The following is a 21,224-nucleotide window of genomic DNA, read 5'->3' as shown; positions in this document are numbered from 1 at the left end:
ATGTTCCTTAGTTAGTGTGCGTAATTGCAATAAAATTAACGGGATATGGTGTGGTGGTGGTTATCTATTACTGCTGTGAATGGAAGCTCTGAAATTAAAGTAGTGAGTAACAGCTCACGTATTATTGATTTAATCGTAGTTAATTCCAGTAAAATTAACTGGATATGGTGTGGTGGTGGTTATCTATTACTGCTGTGAATGGAAGCTCTGGAACCAAAGTAGTGAGTAACAGCTCACGTATTATTGATTTATTCGTAGTTAATTCCAGTAAAATTAACTGGATGTAATTAGCTGGTGATTACCTATTATTGAAGCCGATATAAGGGTTTGTATCAAAGTAGTGAGTAATAACTTACTGGTATTACAGAATGAGTTAACTAATTGAGATAGTGGAGATTGTGGATTTTAAAGCTAATTATTGAGTATAAATTATGTAAAAGCCTTCTTATTATTTGTAGATAATAAAAATGAGTCACTCTCAATATAAAATATGGGAAATCAATAAGTTGATTGTCGGATATACTGGTTGAGAATGAGTAATAAGTTCTAGTGCTTGAAATTATTTCATTTAACCTTGAAACACTCGACAAGATGAAAAACATTGGTTAGATTATTTAGCATTCTAGAAGTCTAAACGTATAAACGGAAGAGGGAGATGAATGATGCCTATTCGTTTACCAGATGAACTACCGGCAGTTAATTTCTTGAGAGAAGAAAATGTTTTTGTTATGACAACAACAAGAGCTAGTCATCAAGAGATCCGGCCCTTGAAAGTATTGATACTCAATTTGATGCCGAAAAAGATAGAAACTGAAAATCAGTTTCTTCGTTTACTGTCAAACACACCATTACAGGTTGATATTCAACTATTACGAATTGATCAACGAGAGTCAAAAAATACTCCAACAGAGCACTTAAATACCTTTTATTGTGATTTTGAAGACATACAGGATCAGAATTTTGATGGCTTAATTGTAACGGGTGCTCCGCTAGGACTGGTAGAGTTTAATGACGTGCTATACTGGCAGCAAATAGAAAAGGTAATAGCTTGGGCGAAGGAACATGTCACATCAACCCTTTTTGTTTGTTGGGCTGTGCAAGCGGCTTTAAAGGTGTTGTATGACTTACCTAAATGGACCAGAGAAGAAAAACTATCAGGTATATACCAACATGATACGTTAGAGCCATATGCTTTACTGACAAGAGGGTTTGATGGGTCATTTTATGCGCCTCACTCTCGTTATGCCGATTTTCCTGAAGATCTTATTCGTCAGCATACTGATCTGGAGATTTTAGCAAGCTCACAGGAGGCAGGTGCTTATTTGTTTGGGTCAAAAGACAAACGGTTAGCATTTGTGACAGGTCATCCCGAATATGATGGAGATACGCTAGCACAAGAATATTGGCGTGATATAGATGCTGGAATTTCGCCTCAGATCCCATGCAATTATTTCAAAAATGATGATCCCAATAACCCTCCAATGGTGAATTGGCGTAGCCATGGGCATTTATTGTTTTCAAATTGGTTGAATTATTATGTGTATCAGATCACACCTTTTGATCTTACTAATATGGAACCAACACTAGATTAAAAAAAGAAATATAAATTTAGTAATGACAATAAAATAAGTGTTTTTGCTGGTTGTACCAGTTTAAATTAGGCTTATATCGTAAAAACAGGTGTCAAAGCTAGTCTGAAAGCAGCTATTTATTAGCTGCTTTTTTTATTTCCAACGAAGAATTTCAAAAGTACAGCTTCCTATAATTAGTTGATTTAACGGCTATTTAACATTTTATTTAAAGCAGAGGAATGGGTAGTCAATTTATTTATTATTCAAAATTACATTATTATCAATGGCTTATTTGTTTATTAAAATAAAATGGAAATCGTTTTTGATTTATTTTTGTTTTGATCTTATGCTTAATTCATAGTCAACGATGAATGAGGGTTTGGTCGATGGAGCAGCAACTACCTATATCGGAATTAACATTCACAAAGAATATTGAACAGCTAGAAAATCAAGTTTTATCTATTGATTCTATTGTGTTTCTTTCTAAATTAGTTGAAGAGTTTCTTCCTCGTAGAGAGAAATTATTAAAAGATAGGGTGCTCAGGCAGCAAAAGATCGATGCTGGCTCTTTGCCTGATTTTATTTCGGAATTTGATTCCATAAAAAAATCAAATTGGAAGGTTCAAGGTATCCCAGCAGATTTGCAAGATCGCCGTGTCGAAATTACTGGGCCGGTCGAACGTAAAATGGTTATTAATGCTTTAAATGCTAACGTAAAAGTATTTATGGCGGATTTTGAGGATTCTCTGTCTCCTTCATGGGAAAGATTGATCGATGGTCAAGTCAACTTAAGGGATGCGATTCGTGGTGATATTTCTTATACCAATGAAAGTGGAAAGGTCTACCAATTAAAATCTAATCCTGCTGTTTTGATTGCTCGTGTTCGTGGCCTTCATTTAGATGAAAAACACGTTTTATCAGGAGAGAAGCCGATCCCTGGTGGCCTATTTGATTTCGCTATTTACTTCTTTAATAACTATGAAGCGTTATTAAAAAAAGGAAGTGGCCCTTATTTTTACATCCCAAAACTTGAATCTTGGGAGGAAGCAAAATGGTGGAGCGATGTCTTTAGTATGGCTGAAGATTTGGTGGGGATACCTCGGGGTACGATTAAAGCAACCGTACTAATTGAAACATTACCCGCAGTATTTCAAATGGATGAAATCTTATACCACATGCGCCACCACATCGTGGGGCTGAATTGTGGACGTTGGGACTACATATTTAGTTATATCAAAACGCTGAAAGAGCACGCAGATCGTGTTTTGCCAGACCGCCAAGTTGTCACAATGACACAATCATTTTTAAGTGCTTATTCGCGCTTATTAATTAAAACCTGTCATCGTCGTGGTGCATTTGCGATGGGGGGAATGTCTGCTTTTATACCCAGTAAAGATCCTCAAGAAAATGAAATTATTTTAGCGAAAGTAAAAGCAGACAAAGAGTTAGAAGCCAAAAATGGGCACGATGGCTCTTGGATTGCACATCCGGGCTTAGCGGATACTGTTATGAGCGTGTTTAATCAAGCTCTTGGTGATCAGCAAAACCAGCTACATGTATCCCGTGATTTTGACGAAGAAATCACGGCTGGCCAGCTATTAGAGCCTTGTGCCGGTGAGCGAACAGAAGCAGGCATGCGAGCTAACATTCGTGTCGCGGTTCAATATATCGAAGCATGGATCTCAGGGAATGGTTGTGTACCCATCTATGGTTTGATGGAAGATGCTGCGACAGCAGAAATTTCACGGACTTCAATTTGGCAGTGGATCCGTCACGGTAAAACACTGTCCACCGGTGAGAAAGTGACTAAGACCTTATTTGAAGAAATGCTGGATGAGGAATTACAAGTTATTCAAAAAGAACTTGGTGACCAGCGTTTTCAAAGTGGTCGTTTTCGTGAAGCTGCGGAACTGATGAGGCGGATTACAACACAGGATGAACTTATTGAGTTCTTAACTATCCCCGGATACCAATTATTAGACTAGCTATAGCAAAGAAAAAATTCGATAACCCTACATATTCTTATAAAGGAAGTGGATCATGACAACATCGCGCTTAGAACAAATTGCCCAATTAGAAAATGAATGGAAAAAACCACGTTGGAAAGGTATTACTCGCCCATATACAGCCGAAGAAGTGGTGAAATTACGTGGTTCTGTGAATATTGAACACTCTTTAGCACGCAAAGGTGCAGAGCGTTTTTGGGATCAATTACATGGTGGTTCAAAGAAAGGTTATGTAAATGCACTGGGCGCTTTAACGGGTGGGCAAGCGCTACAGCAAGCGAAAGCAGGTATTGAAGCTATTTATTTATCAGGTTGGCAGGTTGCTGCGGATGCAAATACGTCATCGAGTATGTATCCAGACCAATCACTTTACCCTGTTGATTCAGTGCCATCAGTAGTTAAGAAAATTAATAATACATTTCGTCGTGCAGACCAAATTCAGTGGGCGAATGGTATTGGCCCTGACAACAAAGAGTATATTGATTATTTTTTACCGATTATCGCGGATGCGGAAGCGGGCTTTGGTGGCGTATTAAATGCCTTCGAACTCATGAAAAATATGATAGAAGCGGGGGCAGCAGCCGTCCATTTTGAAGACCAATTAGCCGCAGTTAAAAAATGTGGCCATATGGGGGGGAAAGTTCTTGTGCCTACCCAGGAAGCAATTCAAAAACTGGTTGCAGCTCGTTTAGCTGCGGATGTTTCAGGTGTACCAACTATCTTGGTTGCTAGAACGGATGCGGATGCTGCGGATCTTCTCACATCTGACTGCGATGTTTATGATGCAGAATTTGTTACAGGAGAACGCACCTCTGAAGGCTTTTTCCGTACCAAAGCAGGAATTGAGCAAGCGATTAGCCGCGGGCTAGCTTATGCACCTTATGCAGACCTAGTTTGGTGTGAAACGTCGAAGCCTGACCTTGAGGCAGCAAGACAGTTCGCTGAGGCTATTCATGCTAAATATCCAGGTAAGTTATTGGCTTATAACTGTTCTCCATCATTCAATTGGAAAAAGAATTTAGATGACAGCACAATCGCCCGCTTCCAAGACGAACTTTCAGCGATGGGTTATCGTTTCCAATTCATTACGTTAGCCGGTATTCACAGCATGTGGTTCAACATGTTTGATTTGGCTCATTCCTACGCACAAGGTGAGGGCATGAAACATTATGTTGAAAAAGTTCAAGAGTGTGAGTTTGCAGCAATGAATAAAGGCTATACCTTCTCTTCACATCAGCAAGAGGTAGGAACAGGCTATTTTGATAAAGTGACAACCGTTATTCAAGGAGGGGCTTCATCAGTGACGGCTTTAACTGGCTCAACTGAAGAAGAGCAATTCTAGTTAGATTATTTTCCTTTCAATCGGTGTTTCTGGTGTCTTTATTGGTTAGCTATATCTGTTAATTTTTCAGGCACGTTTAGTGCCTGTTTTTTATTCAATGCGAGTCTGTATTCTTATAGGAGTGGTTATGATATTGACGACAGAACAGATAATAGCGCAGACCATTTTACAGGGTTTTGATGCGCAATATGGTCGCTTCCTTGAAATAACCTCAGGTGCACAAGAAAGGTTTGAACAGGCAGATTGGCATGCTATTCAGCATGCTATGAAAAGACGAATTCAATTGTATGACCATCATGTTGGCTTAGTCGTCGCTCAGCTACAGTTTATGGGGTTAGTACAATCGTTAACACCCGATAAACTGGCACAGATAAAAAATATTTATAAAACTTTACTACCAGATTACCCAAGGTTTGAAATAGCAGAAAGCTTTTTTAATTCCGTTTATTGTCGGCTATTTCAGCATCGAGAGCTGACACAAGATAACCTATTTATTTTTACGTCTCAGCCTGCGAGGCGCTTTTCTATTTCGCCTAGGCCGTTATCTCGCGAATATGTTGTTAATAATAATTTAGAGGGATTATTGTTTACAATGTTAAGTGGATTACCTCTCAGGCTAAAGTGGCGGAATCTGGATTTCGATATTCATTGCATTATCAATGTATTGAAAACAAGATTTCCCGATATTGAAAACCAAAAAGTCAGCTTCCATATCGCAAATGAGCTATTTTATCGTAATAAGGCAGCTTGGTTAGTTGGTAAAATTTATATTAATGATGAGGTTTACCCATTCTTACTCCCTATTCATCATGATGATGGTCAGTACATTTATATCGATACCTGTTTAACTGAGTTTGATGAAGCCAGTATTGTGTTTGGTTTTGCTCGGTCCTATTTTATGGTGTATGCCCCTTTTCCAGCAGCTCTGGTTTTTTGGTTGAGGGAGATTTTACCGAGCAAGTCAATTGCGGAATTATATATGGCAATTGGCTGTCAAAAGCATGGAAAAACAGAGTACTACAGAGAGTATCTCGCCTATATTAATTTTTCACGAGAGCAATTTACTGTCGCTCCAGGTGTGAAAGGAATGGTGATGTTAGTCTTTACATCGCCTTCATTTGACCGTGTTTTTAAAATTATTAAAGACCAATTTGCACCACAAAAGCAGGTAACACGAGAACGGGTTTTAGAATGCTATCGTTTGGTTAAAGAGCACGATAGAGTTGGCCGGATGGCTGATACCCAAGAGTTTGAAAATTTTGTGATTAGCAAATCTTCTATCAGCGATGAATTGATGGCTGAGTTACTGAAAGAGGCTCCATCTCAAATTGAAGATCTAGGTGATAACATATTGATTCGTCATCTGTACATGGAAAGAAAGATGATCCCATTGAATATCTATATGGATAATGCTACTGACGCACAATTACATAATGCATTAAATGAATATGGCTGGGCGATTAAGCAATTAGCGGCCGCAAATATTTTCCCCGGGGATATGTTGTTTAAAAATTTTGGCGTAACGCGTCATGGCCGTGTTGTTTTTTATGATTATGATGAAATCTGTTATATGACAGAGGTGAATTTTCGTAAAATTCCTGAGCCATTATACCCTGAGCAAGAGTTATCGAGTGAGCCATGGTATAGCATTGGTGAACAAGATGTTTTTCCTGAAGAGTTTGCTTCTTTTATTTGCCAAAATGAGAAAATTCGTCATTATTTGCAGCAAGATCATGCAGATTTATTTGCAGCGGATTATTGGAAAAAACTACAAAATAGGATTTTAGCCGGGCACGTAGAAGATGTTTATGCCTACCGTGAAGAATTACGTTTTTGTCAGAAACCCAATGAGGTTGCATAATTACAATAGTATTAATTAAAGGGAGTTAAAAACGACCCAGTAAGTGGCTGAGCCGTTTTTTGGGCGCTATTTTTTTGCGCCTTGTACCGCTTCTTGTGCAAGTTGGGTAATTTTTTCGTAATTACCTGAATTCAGTGCATCTTCAGGAACGAGCCAAGAACCACCAATGCACAGAACGCTATCTAATTCTAAATAACTGAGGTAATTAGCTAGCGATATTCCACCCGTTGGGCAAAATTTGACTTGTGAGAAAGGGCCGGCAATGGCTTTTAACGCTTTAACCCCACCGTTGGCTTCTGCTGGAAAAAATTTAAACGCTTTTAAGCCATATTGCATACCAAGCATAAGTTCAGAAACGGTTGAAATACCTGGAATTAAAGGAATATTCCCTTTAGTGGCGGCATTGAGCAACTCATCCGTTAAGCCGGGGCTGATTGCAAACTGTGCTCCAGCTTCAGTGACTTCAGTAAGTTGTTTTGCATTGATAACAGTGCCTGCGCCAATAATCGCTTCAGGTACTTCTTTTGCAATGAGACGAATAGCATCAATAGCACATTCAGTGCGTAACGTGACTTCTAAAACGTTAACACCACCTTTGATTAATGCCTTTGCAAGAGGAACCGCTTGTTCTAATTTTTTAATAACAATAACAGGGACGACAGGGCCTTGTTTTAATACGCTTTCAGCGGTCATTTTCCAATTATTCATTTTCTATTCCTATTCAATGAAAATAGATTAAAAATCAATGCTACAAGCGCCTTCTTCGGCACCTGATAAGTGTCTTCTTAATGCCCCGAAAAGCTCTCTGCCACAGCCACTACGCTCAGCGGTTAAATCAGCCTCAAAGGGTTGGCGTTTATTGAGTTCTTCTTCATCAACCCGTAATTGCAATTCTCCCGTCAATGCATTTACCCTAATAATATCGCCATTTTTTACTTTTGCTAACAGTCCACCATTGTAAGCCTCAGGCGTGACATGAATTGCGGATGGCACTTTGCCAGATGCTCCAGATAACCGACCATCAGTAACGAGCGCGACTTTGTAGCCTTTATCCATAAGAACACCTAGTGGCGGCATTAACTTATGCAGTTCTGGCATGCCATTTGCGGATGGCCCTTGGAAGCGAACAACGATGATGCAATCTTTATTGAGTTCACCGGCTTCAAAGTGTGTAGCAATCTCATTTTGATTGTTAAATACGACCGCAGGCGCTTCGATAATCTGATTCTCTTCAGGAACCGCTGATGTTTTCATCACAGCGCGACCTAAATTACCAGACAGTAATTTTGTGCCTCCATGAGGAGAGAAAGGGCGGTCTATATCAGCAATAACATCCAGATTGAATGAGGACTCTGGTCCTTCTCGCCATGCAAGTTGGCCATTGTTTAACCAAGGTTCCAAGGTGTAATTTGTTAGTCCAAATCCTGCGACAGTATGGACATCGTTATGCAATAAACCTTTTTGTAATAGCTGGCGGATAAGCAAAGCTACGCCACCCGCAGCTTGGAATTGGTTGATATCTGCTTGGCCATTAGGATAGATACGGCAAATAAGTGGAACAATGGCAGAAATATCAGAAAAATCATCCCAATTGATAATGATCCCTGCGGCTCTTGCTATAGCCACAAGATGCATGGTTAAGTTAGTTGAGCCTCCCGTCGCGAGTAATGCGACGATACCGTTAACAATCACTTTTTCGTCAACCAATTGACCAATAGGTAAATACTGACCTGACTGCTCAGTTAAACGTGTAATTTGTCGTGCGGCGGCTTCTGTTAATGTATCTCGTAGTGGTGAATCGGGGGATACAAATGATGCACCGGGTAGATGCAACCCCATCACTTCCATCATCATTTGATTTGAGTTAGCCGTACCATAGAAAGTACAGGTGCCTATCCCATGGTAAGACGCTGCTTCAGCCTCTAATAAAGCGAGTCTATCAACCTTGCCTTCAGCATACAGCTGCCGAATGCGCACTTTTTCTTTATTTGGTAAACCCGTAGCCATTGGGCCTGCAGGAACAAATATTGCAGGAAGGTGGCCGAATGAAAGCGCACCAAGCATTAAACCAGGAACAATTTTGTCGCAAATGCCTAAATAGAGTGCGCCATCAAACATATTGTGGGATAGGCCAATAGCGGTTGACATGGCAATGACATCTCGACTTAACATCGATAACTCCATCCCATCTTGACCTTGGGTTACACCATCGCACATTGCGGGAACACCCGCAGCGACTTGGCCAATAGAACCTGCTTCTAATAATGCTTTTTTGAGTTGTTCTGGATACTTATCGTATGGACGGTGCGCTGAAAGCATATCATTGTAGGAATTGATGATAGCAATATCAGAGCGGGTCATGCTTTTAAGAATTTGTTTTTCTTCACTTTGACAGGCTGCAAAACCATGGGCAAGGTTACCACAAGCTAATGATGCTCGATGGACAGTCATACTACGAGCCTGCTCTATTTTCTTGAGATAAGCGGCTCGAGTTTTCACGGAACGAGAAATGATACGTTGAGTGATGCGATCAAGTTCTTTATTGATCACCGAGGGATTTGTCACTTTAGAGGTGGTCATGCTCATGATAATTGCTCCATAGCGCAGTAAAAAGATGAATCAAACTGCAAGTCGATTTGGATCGTGTCTATCGTTATTTGCTTGAGTACTATAGCATCAATGTTACCGGTAACATTGTTCAATGAAAATGGAGGCGTTGCAATATGGAAAATGAATATTCGAAGCTATCTGTGATCTGAATCAAATTTATATTATGGTATGGATAGTGTGGAAAATAGACAAACAAGCATGCTATAGTGGTTTTTTTGATGGTTTTATCATCAAATTCAATTAGATAATTGTACAAAGTTAGGTTGTATCAATGAAAAGAGCGCAGGAATGTTAAGGTTAGCTATAGCTGCATTTGTATTGCTATTGGCCAGTTTTGTAAGAGCTGAAGTAGTTTTAACTTCGGGGTCATATAAAATTTTAGCTGGCGTTTTTAATGGGCAAGCAGCGATGCAATCACATAATGCATCACAAGCAGACAAAATTGATGCATTGACTCAATTTTTTTTAACGACGCCTTATAATAATCAAACATTGAATATGAGTCCGCTATCAGCTGAAAAATTAGTCATTAATTTGAAAGAAATGGACTGTATGACATTTATAGAGTACACCGAAGCTTTTAAGCGTTCTAAAAGCTATGACCAGTTCGTTTTGAACTTAATCAATATTCGTTATGTCAACCAAAATATTGCATTTAAATATCGTCGGCATTTTTTTTCTGATTGGGTGCAAGGGCCTGAAGCGATTGCGGTCGATATTACCAATGAAATAAGTTTACAGGCAGTTAAGGTAAATAAACGACTTAATTTAAAAAATCACAATGAGAGATATATATCTGGATTGCCCATCAAAAATAGATTAATAAGCTACATTCCAGTAAAATATGTCGATGATGATTTGCTGATGAAGTTAAAAACAGGTGATTACATTGGGATTTACTCAAGGGGTAATGGATTAGATGTCAGCCATGTGGGGGTTGTAATACGTAGGGGGAATAAGACGATATTTAGAAATGCTTCTTCACACCGTGGAAATCTTCAGGTTATTGATATTGAATTGAGTGATTATTTAAAAGGAAAGTCTGGGATTGTTGTTTTTAGACCCAGATCAGATTATTAACCTATTTTTTTGATATAAAGAAATAAGTAAATTCAAAGTTTATGTATGTATAAAATCAATACATAGAAAATAGTTTAATAATGAAAATCATACAAGTATTTTTATTGGTTACCAATTATTGCTAGTAACATTTAAAATGTAAAAATATATTAAATTATCGATTTGATCAAAAAAAAATATATAAATATTATTTTATACTAAGAATGGAAAAACTTTTATAAAGCAATAGATTGCTTTATAAATACGACTGGAGTCTCTTTTTTTTGTATATAAAAATGATGCTTGCCTATTAATCTTGCCACCTTTGATTGTTCATAACTATTTTAAATGGTGATAATTAATTTTATAATGAGTAATACTAGCTAAATTATTTTTCTTATTTAAATTTAGGAGATGGTTATGCATATCGCTAAAAATAAAAATGTTTATGCATTATTAGGTAATCATTTACGGAAAGCTAGAGTGAGTAAAGGGTTATCAGGAAATGAGCTAGGCTCAATTATTCATTTGAGTCAACAGCAAGTATCACGATATGAGTTAGGTATTAATAAGTTGAGTTTAGATAAACTGATTGAAATCGTGATTTTTTTAGATATCGATATTAATGAAATTACTAAAATTATTGTTAAGCAGGTTGAGTATGAAAAAATGAGTTAGAAGTAACCAAAATAAGTTTTTTTATTGTACCTTTATGAAATTATTCTAACTAATTTATTTTTTAAATATTCAGTGTAAGAATGGGTTGTGACTTATACATATAGGGAACTAGGCGATTAAATTGTTAGAACGGTCGAAAAATAAATTTTATAGTAAATACTTAAAATTGAAAATAATTTGAAACTAAATTCTAGAAATAAAAATAATCAATTCAATGTCCTTTATTTTTAAGGCGGAACTTATTCGTGCTCATCATGATAAGTTCTCTGGAGTTTATCTCTGTTTCTTCCAATGTTTCTTGTCATTTTAGATAAAGAGATCGTTCTAGTAAATATTAAAGCCTTTTGTTTGTTATTTGAACTAAAAGGTTTTAACTCAATGTATTTAAAAGTTTATTTCATTATCTTGTATCTGTATTCTTCTGAATAAAAGGCATTGCAGCGTTGTCGATGCATGAAAATTGATAGTATTGCTGATGACACAATGCTTAAATAAAGCTTAATGAATAATAGATTAAGGTTATGGCTCGATGTTCAAGTATATAGGGATATTATTTACCTTTTTGCTAATAGGCTGTTCGGCCTCGAATAAAGGTTACTACCTTGATAACCGTTATCCATCAAAAAATAGTAGTCAACGTATTCAATATGTCGTTATTCACTACACAGTCTCTGATGATGTGCGTTCTATAGCTACATTAACACAGGGTAAAGTGAGCTCTCACTATCTTATTCCAAGTGTACCTGAAACTAAAAATGGCCAGCCTGTTGTATTACAACTTGTTCCTGAATCGTTAAAATCATGGCATGCAGGAGAAAGTTATTGGCGACAGCATAATGGTCTGAATGATACTTCTATTGGAATTGAAATCGTCAATGCAGGATTGCAAAAGGATGTAAAAGGAAAACTGCATTGGGCCCCTTATAATGAAGCGCAAATTGTTGCCTTGATCCCACTCATCCAAGATATTATGCGGCGGTATAACATTCCCCCGGAGAATATTATTGGTCACAGTGATATTGCTCCACTGCGCAAGCAAGATCCAGGTAAGGCATTTCCATGGCAACGCCTTGCTCAACATGGAATAGGCGCTTGGCCAGACCCTAAAATAGTGACTAAATTTCTAGCGGGACGTAATGTGAATGAACCTGCTAATGTGTTACGCGTTCAAAAAGCGCTTAATTATTATGGTTATTCAACCATGCCGTTATCAGGTAAGTTAGATCCACAGACGAAAAAAATATTGCGAGCTTTCCAATTGCATTTTCGGCCTCGAGATATTGAAGGACAAGCGGATGCTGAAACAGAGGCTATCGCGTTGGCACTCATTGAAAAGTACCGTGATATGCAAAAATTTAAGTTATTTGAAAAGGCCCAGAAGTTACCTACTATTTCAACAAATCAGCAAGGTGACTAGAGGGCAGTAAAAAGCTTTGTGAGGTTAAGTGAAATACAGGCTGCTAGTATTTCACTTTCACTGTTTATCTAGCGGTTTGCACCATATTCATGACTGATTTCTTTTGCCGCCTTAATAACCATAGCACCCAACTCAGTAATACGATCATCCGTGATACGAGATAATGGGCCTGAAATAGAAATGGCTGCAAACGCTTCTTTGTGCTCATCATAAATACAAGCCCCAATACAACGTAACCCTAAAGCATGCTCTTCGTCATCATAAGAAAAACCTTGTTTTTTTGCCTGTTGTAAATTCTCTTTTAAGGCTGATGGGTTAGTTAATGTATAAGGCGTATAAGCATGTAAACCCTTACGGCTTAAAAGTGGAACTAGTTTATCTTCCGGTAAGTTAGCAATGAATGCTTTACCTGCCCCCGAGGCGTGTAATGGCAGTTTTCCACCGATCGGTGCTGACATTCTCATTAGCGCATTACATTGTACTTGGTCAACAATAACGGCATCGTACTCGGTATGGTCTAGGATCGCTAAGTTGACGGTTTCCCCTGATTCATCCATTAAGCGGCGCAGTATCGGGTGAACAAGGGCTAATAAATTGCGACTTTCTAAGAAGCTACTACCAATGATAAAAGCATGAGAAGCAATAACCCATAGGCCTAAATCACCCGTTTGACGAACAAAACCATGTTGTTCTAATGTCATTAATAGGCGGTGCGTTGTTGAGTTTGGTAAGCCAGCTTGCATCGCAAGGTCTGTGAGGGCGATCCCCCCTGTTGATTCGGAAATATATTCCAACAGTGTTAAGCCACGACTTAATGATTGTACTTGTCCTGCTGCAGCTGCGCCACTCGCCGGCCCTTTTGCTTTTTTAAGTTTCTTAGTAATTGGTGCCGTTGCCATTAAGTCTCTCCTGACTGTCATTTAGCTTCTATTATGAACTATTTCACCTGAAAATACTCATCGGATCAGTGAAAAGTGTGCTCTTGTGCAACCTTGAAAAACTCTCATCATAACAGCGAATTTTCGCATGAGAAGTTATGATAGGATGTTAAAAGTAAAAATTTGACTTATTTCTCAGTGTTCCATTTTAGGAGGGCAGTGCAGTGTCCGCAAAAGTTAATCAATTAGAACAAGAATTAAAAAAACGTATATTGGTATTAGATGGTGCAATGGGAACAATGATCCAACAACATAAGTTGTCGGAAGCCCAGTTTCGCGGTGAACGATTTGCGGATTGGCCGAGTGATCTAAAGGGAAATAACGACCTATTAGTCTTAACTCAACCAGATATCATTCGAGATATTCATTCTCAATATTTTGAAGCTGGGGCGGATATTGTTGAAACCAATACTTTTAACTCAACATCCATTGCGATGGCTGATTATAAAATGGAATCCCTTTCCGCTGAAATTAACGAAGTTGCTGCGCGCCTTGCCCGTGAATGTGCTGACGAGTGGACACGTAAAACCCCTGACCAACCGCGCTATGTCGCTGGCGTATTAGGCCCGACAAACCGTACCGCGTCTATTTCTCCTGATGTAAATGATCCGGCTTATCGCAATATCACTTTTGATCAGCTCGTTGAAGCTTATCGCGAATCTACACGATCCTTAGTGAAAGGCGGTGTGGATCTGATCATGATCGAAACCATTTTTGACACATTAAATGCAAAAGCCGCGATCTTTGCAGTTGAAACCGAGCTGGAGGCTTTAGGCATTGCTTTGCCAATTATGATCTCGGGGACGATCACGGATGCTTCTGGTCGTACATTATCAGGGCAAACAACGGAAGCTTTTTATAACTCATTGCGCCATGCACAGCCGATATCATTTGGCTTGAACTGTGCGCTAGGCCCTGATGAGCTTCGTCAATATGTTTCTGAATTATCAAGGATTGCTGAATGTTATGTCAGTGCGCATCCCAACGCAGGCCTACCAAATGCGTTCGGAGAGTATGACCTTGATGCACAAAATATGGCTGAACAAATTCATGAGTGGGCCACTGCAGGGTTTTTGAATATTGTTGGTGGATGCTGTGGAACGACGCCATTACATATCAAAAAAATGGCAGAAGCAGTAAAAGGCATCGAACCACGTCAATTACCGTCACTCCCTGTTGAATGTCGTTTATCTGGTTTAGAACCGCTAAATATTGGCGAAAAATCATTGTTTGTGAACGTTGGGGAAAGAACCAACGTGACTGGTTCGGCAAAATTCAAACGATTGATTAAAGAAGAAAATTACCAAGAAGCCTTAGATGTGGCGCGTCAGCAAGTAGAAAATGGTGCGCAAATTATTGACATCAATATGGATGAAGGGATGCTGGACTCCCACGCAGCGATGGTACGTTTCTTGAATCTGATTGCTGGTGAGCCAGATATTGCTCGTGTGCCTATCATGATTGACTCCTCAAAATGGGAAGTGATTGAGGCCGGGCTTAAGTGTATACAAGGTAAGGGGATAGTTAACTCAATCTCAATGAAAGAGGGGATTGAGGCATTTATTGAGCACGCTAAATTATTGCGTAAATATGGTGCTGCCGTGGTCGTCATGGCATTTGACGAAGTTGGTCAAGCAGATACACGTGAGCGGAAAATTGAAATTTGCCGCCGGGCTTATCAAATCCTTACCGAAGAGGTGGGCTTCCCACCTGAAGATATTATTTTTGACCCGAATATTTTTGCCGTAGCTACCGGAATCGAAGAACATAATAATTATGCAGTTGATTTTATTGAAGTCTGTAAGGATATCAAGGCTCAATTACCGCATGCGATGATTTCTGGTGGGGTTTCCAACGTCTCCTTTTCATTTAGAGGGAATGACCCTGTCCGTGAAGCAATTCATGCTGTTTTCTTGTATTACGCCATTCGTAATGGAATGGATATGGGGATCGTTAATGCAGGGCAGCTTGCCATCTATGATGATTTACCCGAGGAATTAAAAGACGCTGTTGAAGATGTGATTTTAAACCGCCGTGATGACAGTACAGAACGTTTGCTTGAGCTGGCGGAAAAATACCGTGGAGCAGGGGCCGGAGAGCAAGAAATTCAACAAGCAGAATGGCGTAGTTGGGAAGTAGAAAAGCGCCTTGAGTACGCATTAGTGAAAGGGATTACCGAATTTATCATTGAAGATACAGAAGAAGCTCGTCAGCGTGCTTCGAGCCCAATTGAAGTGATTGAAGGCCCTTTAATGAACGGTATGAATGTGGTTGGTGACCTATTTGGGGAGGGCAAAATGTTCTTACCTCAAGTGGTGAAATCTGCCCGTGTGATGAAACAAGCAGTTGCCTATTTAGAGCCTTATATTCAAGAGCTTAAGCAATCAGGTAGTAGTGCAGGAAAAGTTTTGCTCGCGACTGTAAAAGGCGATGTTCATGATATTGGTAAAAATATCGTTGGGGTTGTATTGCAATGTAATAACTATGAAATCATTGACTTAGGTGTAATGGTTCCGTGTGAAACTATTCTAAAAACAGCACGCGAAGAGAACGTTGATATCATTGGTTTGTCTGGGTTGATCACGCCATCGCTTGATGAAATGGTGCATGTGGCAAAAGAGATGGAAAGACAAGGATTTACCTTGCCATTATTGATAGGTGGAGCAACAACATCAAAAGCACATACCGCTGTAAAAATTGAGCAGAACTATAGTGGGCCAACGACTTACGTGCAAAATGCTTCACGCACCGTGGGAGTGGTGGCTGCATTATTATCAGAAACACAAAAAGCAGATTTTGTGGCGCGTACTCGCCGTGAATATGAAACTGTTCGTCAGCAACATGGCCGTAGAAGGCCAAAAACACCGCCTGTGTCACTGGATGTGGCGCGAGCGAATGCCGTTAAGATTGATTGGCAAAGTTACCAACCACCGGTACCAAAATTCCTTGGTATTCAAGAAGTCACAGCGCCTATTTCAACCTTAAGAAGCTATATAGACTGGACGCCATTTTTTATGACATGGTCTCTAGCGGGGAAATACCCACGGATTTTAGAAGATGAAGTGGTGGGTTCTGAAGCTCGTAAACTATTGAAAGATGCAAATAATATGTTAGATAAGCTAGACAAAGACGGCTTATTAACACCAAAAGGTATTTTTGGCCTGTTTCCTGCGAACCGTGTCGGGGATGATGTGGAAATTTATACCGATGAGTCGCGAAATCAGGTGCAAGTGATGGGGCTGAATTTACGCCAACAAACCTTAAAAACGGAATTTCCAAACTATTGTCTATCAGACTTTGTTGCGCCAAAAGATAGCGGTAAATCCGACTATATTGGTGCTTTCGCTGTGACTGGGGGCTTAGAAGAAGATGCGCTTGCTGATGCATATGAACAACAGCATGATGATTATAATAAAATCATGGTGAAAGCGCTGGCGGATAGGCTAGCGGAAGCGTTTGCTGAATATTTACACCAACAAGTTCGTGTGCGTTATTGGGGTTATGCAGCTGATGAAAACTTGAGTAATGAAGAACTTATTCGTGAAAATTACCAAGGAACCCGTCCTGCACCGGGGTACCCAGCTTGCCCTGAGCATACAGAAAAGGCAAAAATTTGGCAGTTACTTGATGTGGAAGCTAAAATTGGTATGCAGCTCACCAGTTCTTATGCGATGTGGCCGGGTGCCTCAGTATCTGGCTGGTATTTTAGTCATCCAGAAAGTAAGTATTTTGCGGTAGCTCAGCTACAAAAAGACCAAATTGAGGATTATGCAAAACGCAAAGGGATGTCGGTGACAGAGTTAGAGCGTTGGCTAGCACCAAACTTAGCTTATGATCCTGAAGATTAAAACCAAATCAATATATTGATTTTTCATGTATCCGGCACCATCTTATAGGTAATACATTAGAGGGGTCCAATGATGAGCTATGAATTTATTATTGAAGAAGAGCTGCCACGCTCGGCGGTTTTTCCTTATCAGATCCAAAACAGCGCGGCACCTGAAACTTTTATGATGAGTGAGGATGCGGTGAGTGCCATGATGAGTGTGTTACAGATCATGGACAAGCTTGATACCGATGATTCATTGGGTGAGCACTGTTTTAATCAGATTTGGTTAAGAAGTGAGCTAACACCTGCGAGAGCAGAAGAAATCTATCTGTTTTTAGAAGAAAATTTAGCGGTAGAACCTGTCCCTTCAGAGGAAGAGATTACGGCTTTTCATCAAGCCCAATTCGATGAAAATAAGCTGTTATCTCAAGAAAGCCCTAAAGACGGTATGGTACCCGTGCATAAATTCTCGACCAATGATGGTTGGCTGGTGACTACAAAAGAGTGTGAATGGATTGCCGAAGTATTTTCACCAGAGCTGGTGAGCGAAAACCACTTTGTCGTTTCTCAGATCTCTGAACTGTGTAAGATTAGCCACCGTACATTGGAAGCCCTGCTAATTGAGTGGGGTAAATTTAATTTATTTGCCAGCAAACACGGTGGCTACCGCGTTAATTAAGTACTGTGGCTTATTAAGGAGACTATAGTTTCAGTTAGAAGCTGGCGTCTCCTCCGTTTTTTATAATTCCGTTGTAATTCTATTTTTTCAGCCTATATCCCTTATGAATTTTTTATTGGAATGATATGTTAATGACATAACGCCAATAAATAGGTCATGGTGATGAAATTACGTTCTTTTCTGTTAGTTCTCTATGTTAGCGCTATTTCCCTTGCACAAGCTGGCAATGCGATTGAAGCGCCTTCGACGAAAAATAAACCGGATACACTACAGGCACAGTCTAAAAGTACGCCTATGTCTGATGAATTCAAAGCCAAATTAAAGCGAGCGCATGCTGGTGATGAAGAGGCGATGGTAGATGTTGGGCTTGCTTATATGGATGGGACTGAGTTTTTAGCCGTCAATGAGAAAGAGGCTTATCGCTGGTTTAAAAAGGTGGCTGACCGAGATAATACGGATGGGGACTATTATTTAGGAATGTTGCTGCAAAACCAGGAAAAATACCAACAAGCGGAAAAATGGTATCGCCGAGGTGCCGAAAAAGGCGATGCTTATTGCCAATATGCGATGGGTTACTTATATGAACATGGTATTGGGGTTGAGCAAAATTTAAAACAAGCAAAAGCATGGTATGCAGAAGCCGCAGAGCAAGAACACGCTAACGCACAGTTTGCCATGGGGCTATTTTATCATGATGGGCTAGGTGGTGGTATTGACTACCAAAAGGCGCGTGAATGGTATGAAAGAAGTGCGGGCAATAATATTGCCGCCGCAGTGAATAACTTAGCGGTGATGTATGAAAATGGTGAGGGTGTAGAGCCGGACGCCGAAATGGCGATTTATTTATATCGTCAAGCCGCCAATATGGGCTCTGCAACAGCGCAACTGAATATGGGGGATTTTTATCAAGAGGGTCATAGCGCAATAGAAAAGAATAGCTACCAGGCGATGTACTGGTATAAACGCGCGGCGCAACAGAACAATATTGCGGCTCAATTGGCTATTGCGAAAGCTTATGAACAAGGCAATGGCGTTGGTAAAGACCTTGCTGAAGCCTTTATCTGGTATGAACGTGCTGCACAAAATAAATCCCAAGATGCAGGAATGAAAGTGGCTGAATTCTATGAAAAAGGGTTGGGTGGCGTTAAAAAAGACCCAGAAAAGGCTATTGAGTGGTATGTATCACTTGCCAACAGTGATAGTAAAGCGGCTCAAATTAAGTTGGCGGAACTGTATGTGTCTGGTGAGCTGAAAAATGTTGATGTGAATGACATTTTGAGTTGGTTGCTGATTGCTCAAGAAAATAACATCGAAGCGCAAAACCAGTTAGCTATCTTTTATTTAACAGGAACGGGTGTGGCGAAGGACACACACACAGCACGGCAATTACTGGAAAAAGCGGCATTTAAAAAGAATAGCGATGCTCAAAATAACCTTGCGGTGATGTATGCACGAGGCGAGGGCGGTGAAAAAAATATTTTCCGCTCGATAATGTGGTTTGAACGAGCGGTAGAACTCGGTAATGAAACGGCAAAAGGAAATTTGGCGCTTTTAAAACAGAATAAAGGCGTGACGGGAAAAATGTTGCAATACACTGGTAGTGTTGCGCAACCCAGCAAAAATGCTAGAGAGGATTAGTTGTATAATATAGAAGGCGATCGAAATGATCGCCTTCTGGTATTTTGATCAAGTTTCCACACTATTCGAATAAGTTACTGTGCAAGGTACGAACGATCTCTTCAGCATCATTTCCAGGTACTAATAAACAAATATTGTGGCTACTTGCGCCATAGCTGATCATGCGAATATTGAATGACTCAAGTGCGCCAAAAATTTGTCTTCCGAGACCATTCACTTGCGACAGTTCATTACCTATGATTGCGACGAGCGCTAAATCTTCTTCCACTTCAACACGACATAATGCGGATAGCTCGGTCATTAGCGCATTGGTGAGTAAACTGCCGTTAGTTCCCGTTGAACCCGTTGTGTCTAAGGTTAGGGCGACACTGACCTCTGAAGTCGTAATTAAATCCACTGAAATATTGTGGCGCAGTAAAATGGTGAAAATTTCTGCTAAGAAACCGCGCGCGTGCAGCATTTTTAGGCTATGCAAGGTGAGTAGCGTTTGTTTGCGGCGCAGTGCTAATGCCCTAAATTGCGGTGGATTTGTGGTTTTATCACACACAATGGTGCCGCCAGCTTCAGGGGCTTTACTTGAACCAACAAAAACAGGGATCCCTGCGCGTACAGCAGGAAGTAATGTTGCTGGATGCAAAATTTTTGCACCAAAAGTTGCCATTTCAGCCGCTTCATCGAAGGCAATTTCATCAATTCGCTGAGCACTCGGTACAACGCGAGGGTCAGTGGTGTAAATTCCGGGAACATCAGTCCAAATATCGACACGTGATAAATTAAGTACCTCGGCTAATAGCGCCGCGGTGTAGTCACTTCCACCACGACCAAGCGTTGTTGTACGCCCTTTTTCATCACGGCCAATAAATCCTTGAGTGATCACCACGGACTCCGCGAGGCGTGGCATAAGTTGCTGTTCTGACAAGGCTTGTAGCTGAGCAACGTCAGGTTCAGCACGGCCAAAACTGTCATTGGTTCTCATTACTTTGCGTACATCGAACCATTGGGAGTTCGCGTTGCGTTGGCGCAGTACTTCAACAAATAGTAAGGTTGACATTAATTCGCCATGGCTCACCATTTCATCTGTTAATGCATCAGAGGTAGCTAAAGCTGCCGAATCAGCTAAATGTGCAATATTATCGAGTAAGCGATTGATTTCTTCACGAATAACATCAGCAGTTTGTAGGTTATCAATAATTGCGTATTGAATATCCTTCACTTTTTTCAGCAGTTCATTGCGTTTATCTGCATCGCAGCCTTCGGCCAGCTCGATTAATAAATTGGTAATGCCAGCAGAAGCTGAAAGTACCACAACGCGTACATTTGGGTTGGAAAGTACAATATTGGCGCTGTTGTTCATCGCGTCAAAGTTAGCGACGCTGGTGCCGCCAAATTTGGCGATAACATACTGGTGGTTGTCTGCTGAAGATGCTGTGATATTCATGGTGTCAATCCCTGTGGTTAAACCTTATCTTTATATAGATTTATCGGGTAAATAGGATTGCGTCAATCAAGAATCGAAGGAAATCAGTAATTCTAATGATGGGGTATTTATTATCGGTTTTCTCAATATACCCGCCATACTCGTCATACTTCAAGCTG

General features: G+C 40.1%; 14 protein-coding genes. 10 read left to right on the top strand and 4 right to left on the bottom strand.

The window, feature by feature from the left end; genetic code table 11:
• The first annotated feature begins 662 nt into the window (after positions 1–662).
• The 4 genes from metA (at position 663) to aceK (ending at position 6,780) form a co-directional block, all read left to right on the top strand.
• Positions 663–1,592 (top strand): homoserine O-acetyltransferase MetA, encoded by a 930-nt coding sequence (gene metA, locus PSF42_RS10745; protein ID WP_125894990.1) that lies wholly within the window; start codon positions 663–665, stop codon positions 1,590–1,592.
• Between the two features lie 365 nt (positions 1,593–1,957).
• A complete protein-coding gene (gene aceB, locus PSF42_RS10740; RefSeq protein ID WP_272680006.1) occupies positions 1,958–3,556 on the top strand; it encodes a malate synthase A in 1,599 nt (532 codons plus the stop codon).
• A 55-nt stretch (positions 3,557–3,611) separates the two neighbouring features.
• Entirely contained in the window at positions 3,612–4,919 is a 1,308-nt protein-coding gene (aceA, locus tag PSF42_RS10735) for an isocitrate lyase (RefSeq protein WP_272680005.1), read from the top strand.
• Positions 4,920–5,046: 127 nt separating this feature from the next.
• Positions 5,047–6,780, top strand: coding sequence for a bifunctional isocitrate dehydrogenase kinase/phosphatase (gene aceK / locus PSF42_RS10730; protein ID WP_213914514.1), 1,734 nt, complete (start codon positions 5,047–5,049; stop codon positions 6,778–6,780).
• Positions 6,781–6,846: 66 nt separating this feature from the next.
• Here the strand turns inward: aceK and PSF42_RS10725 are convergent, their stop codons facing one another.
• Together PSF42_RS10725 and edd are read right to left on the bottom strand one after the other, a co-directional pair.
• Positions 6,847–7,488 carry a bifunctional 4-hydroxy-2-oxoglutarate aldolase/2-dehydro-3-deoxy-phosphogluconate aldolase gene (locus PSF42_RS10725; protein WP_272680004.1) on the bottom strand — a complete coding sequence of 214 codons (642 nt, stop codon included), beginning with the start codon at positions 7,486–7,488 and terminating at the stop codon, positions 6,847–6,849.
• Between the two features lie 27 nt (positions 7,489–7,515).
• Positions 7,516–9,360, bottom strand: a complete 1,845-nt coding sequence (edd, locus tag PSF42_RS10720; RefSeq protein WP_442959225.1) for a phosphogluconate dehydratase — start codon at positions 9,358–9,360, stop codon at positions 7,516–7,518.
• A gap of 318 nt (positions 9,361–9,678) precedes the next feature.
• Here edd and PSF42_RS10715 point away from each other — a divergent pair, with 318 nt between their 5' ends.
• The 3 genes from PSF42_RS10715 (at position 9,679) to PSF42_RS10705 (ending at position 12,544) form a co-directional block, all read left to right on the top strand.
• Positions 9,679–10,470 (top strand): N-acetylmuramoyl-L-alanine amidase-like domain-containing protein, encoded by a 792-nt coding sequence (locus PSF42_RS10715; RefSeq protein WP_272680003.1) that lies wholly within the window; start codon positions 9,679–9,681, stop codon positions 10,468–10,470.
• Positions 10,471–10,869: 399 nt separating this feature from the next.
• On the top strand, positions 10,870–11,127 hold the full coding sequence (locus PSF42_RS10710) for a helix-turn-helix domain-containing protein (protein WP_248467483.1): 258 nt from the start codon (positions 10,870–10,872) through the stop codon (positions 11,125–11,127).
• A 529-nt stretch (positions 11,128–11,656) separates the two neighbouring features.
• Positions 11,657–12,544, top strand: a complete 888-nt coding sequence (locus PSF42_RS10705; protein ID WP_125894929.1) for an N-acetylmuramoyl-L-alanine amidase — start codon at positions 11,657–11,659, stop codon at positions 12,542–12,544.
• A gap of 68 nt (positions 12,545–12,612) precedes the next feature.
• Here PSF42_RS10705 and iclR read toward each other — a convergent pair whose 3' ends face one another.
• A complete protein-coding gene (iclR, locus tag PSF42_RS10700; protein ID WP_036958355.1) occupies positions 12,613–13,443 on the bottom strand; it encodes a glyoxylate bypass operon transcriptional repressor IclR in 831 nt (276 codons plus the stop codon).
• Positions 13,444–13,646: 203 nt separating this feature from the next.
• Here iclR and metH point away from each other — a divergent pair, with 203 nt between their 5' ends.
• The 3 genes from metH to PSF42_RS10685 all read left to right on the top strand — a co-directional run bounded on the left by metH (position 13,647) and on the right by PSF42_RS10685 (position 19,628).
• The gene (gene metH, locus PSF42_RS10695) at positions 13,647–17,330 is read left to right on the top strand and encodes a methionine synthase (RefSeq protein WP_272680002.1); all 3,684 of its coding nucleotides are present in this window, start codon (positions 13,647–13,649) and stop codon (positions 17,328–17,330) included.
• Positions 17,331–17,399: 69 nt separating this feature from the next.
• Positions 17,400–17,990, top strand: coding sequence for a hypothetical protein (locus PSF42_RS10690; protein WP_185746961.1), 591 nt, complete (start codon positions 17,400–17,402; stop codon positions 17,988–17,990).
• 162 nt (positions 17,991–18,152) lie between these two features.
• Positions 18,153–19,628, top strand: coding sequence for an SEL1-like repeat protein (locus PSF42_RS10685; protein WP_272680001.1), 1,476 nt, complete (start codon positions 18,153–18,155; stop codon positions 19,626–19,628).
• 61 nt (positions 19,629–19,689) lie between these two features.
• Here the strand turns inward: PSF42_RS10685 and lysC are convergent, their stop codons facing one another.
• Positions 19,690–21,066 (bottom strand): lysine-sensitive aspartokinase 3, encoded by a 1,377-nt coding sequence (lysC, locus tag PSF42_RS10680; RefSeq protein ID WP_125894935.1) that lies wholly within the window; start codon positions 21,064–21,066, stop codon positions 19,690–19,692.
• Positions 21,067–21,224 lie beyond the last annotated feature (158 nt).

It is taken from the genome of Providencia sp. PROV032 (genome assembly GCF_028484875.1).
Classification (GTDB): domain Bacteria; phylum Pseudomonadota; class Gammaproteobacteria; order Enterobacterales; family Enterobacteriaceae; genus Providencia; species Providencia rettgeri_E.
The sequence above is the reverse complement of the archived record's forward strand: the minus strand, read 5'-3'. Positions and strand labels throughout refer to the sequence as shown.

Bases quoted from the DNA above. Each gene is read 5' to 3' on its own strand.
- PSF42_RS10715 (WP_272680003.1), top strand. From the start codon at position 9,679: ATGTTAAGGTTAGCTATAGCTGCATTTGTATTGCTATTGGCCAGTTTT.
- iclR (WP_036958355.1), bottom strand. From the start codon at position 13,443: ATGGCAACGGCACCAATTACTAAGAAACTTAAAAAAGCAAAAGGGCCG.
- aceB (WP_272680006.1), top strand. From the start codon at position 1,958: ATGGAGCAGCAACTACCTATATCGGAATTAACATTCACAAAGAATATT.
- PSF42_RS10710 (WP_248467483.1), top strand. From the start codon at position 10,870: ATGCATATCGCTAAAAATAAAAATGTTTATGCATTATTAGGTAATCAT.
- PSF42_RS10685 (WP_272680001.1), top strand. From the start codon at position 18,153: ATGAAATTACGTTCTTTTCTGTTAGTTCTCTATGTTAGCGCTATTTCC.
- aceK (WP_213914514.1), top strand. From the start codon at position 5,047: ATGATATTGACGACAGAACAGATAATAGCGCAGACCATTTTACAGGGT.
- lysC (WP_125894935.1), bottom strand. From the start codon at position 21,066: ATGAATATCACAGCATCTTCAGCAGACAACCACCAGTATGTTATCGCC.
- PSF42_RS10705 (WP_125894929.1), top strand. From the start codon at position 11,657: ATGTTCAAGTATATAGGGATATTATTTACCTTTTTGCTAATAGGCTGT.
- PSF42_RS10725 (WP_272680004.1), bottom strand. From the start codon at position 7,488: ATGAATAATTGGAAAATGACCGCTGAAAGCGTATTAAAACAAGGCCCT.
- metA (WP_125894990.1), top strand. From the start codon at position 663: ATGCCTATTCGTTTACCAGATGAACTACCGGCAGTTAATTTCTTGAGA.
- PSF42_RS10690 (WP_185746961.1), top strand. From the start codon at position 17,400: ATGATGAGCTATGAATTTATTATTGAAGAAGAGCTGCCACGCTCGGCG.
- aceA (WP_272680005.1), top strand. From the start codon at position 3,612: ATGACAACATCGCGCTTAGAACAAATTGCCCAATTAGAAAATGAATGG.
- edd (WP_442959225.1), bottom strand. From the start codon at position 9,360: ATGACCACCTCTAAAGTGACAAATCCCTCGGTGATCAATAAAGAACTT.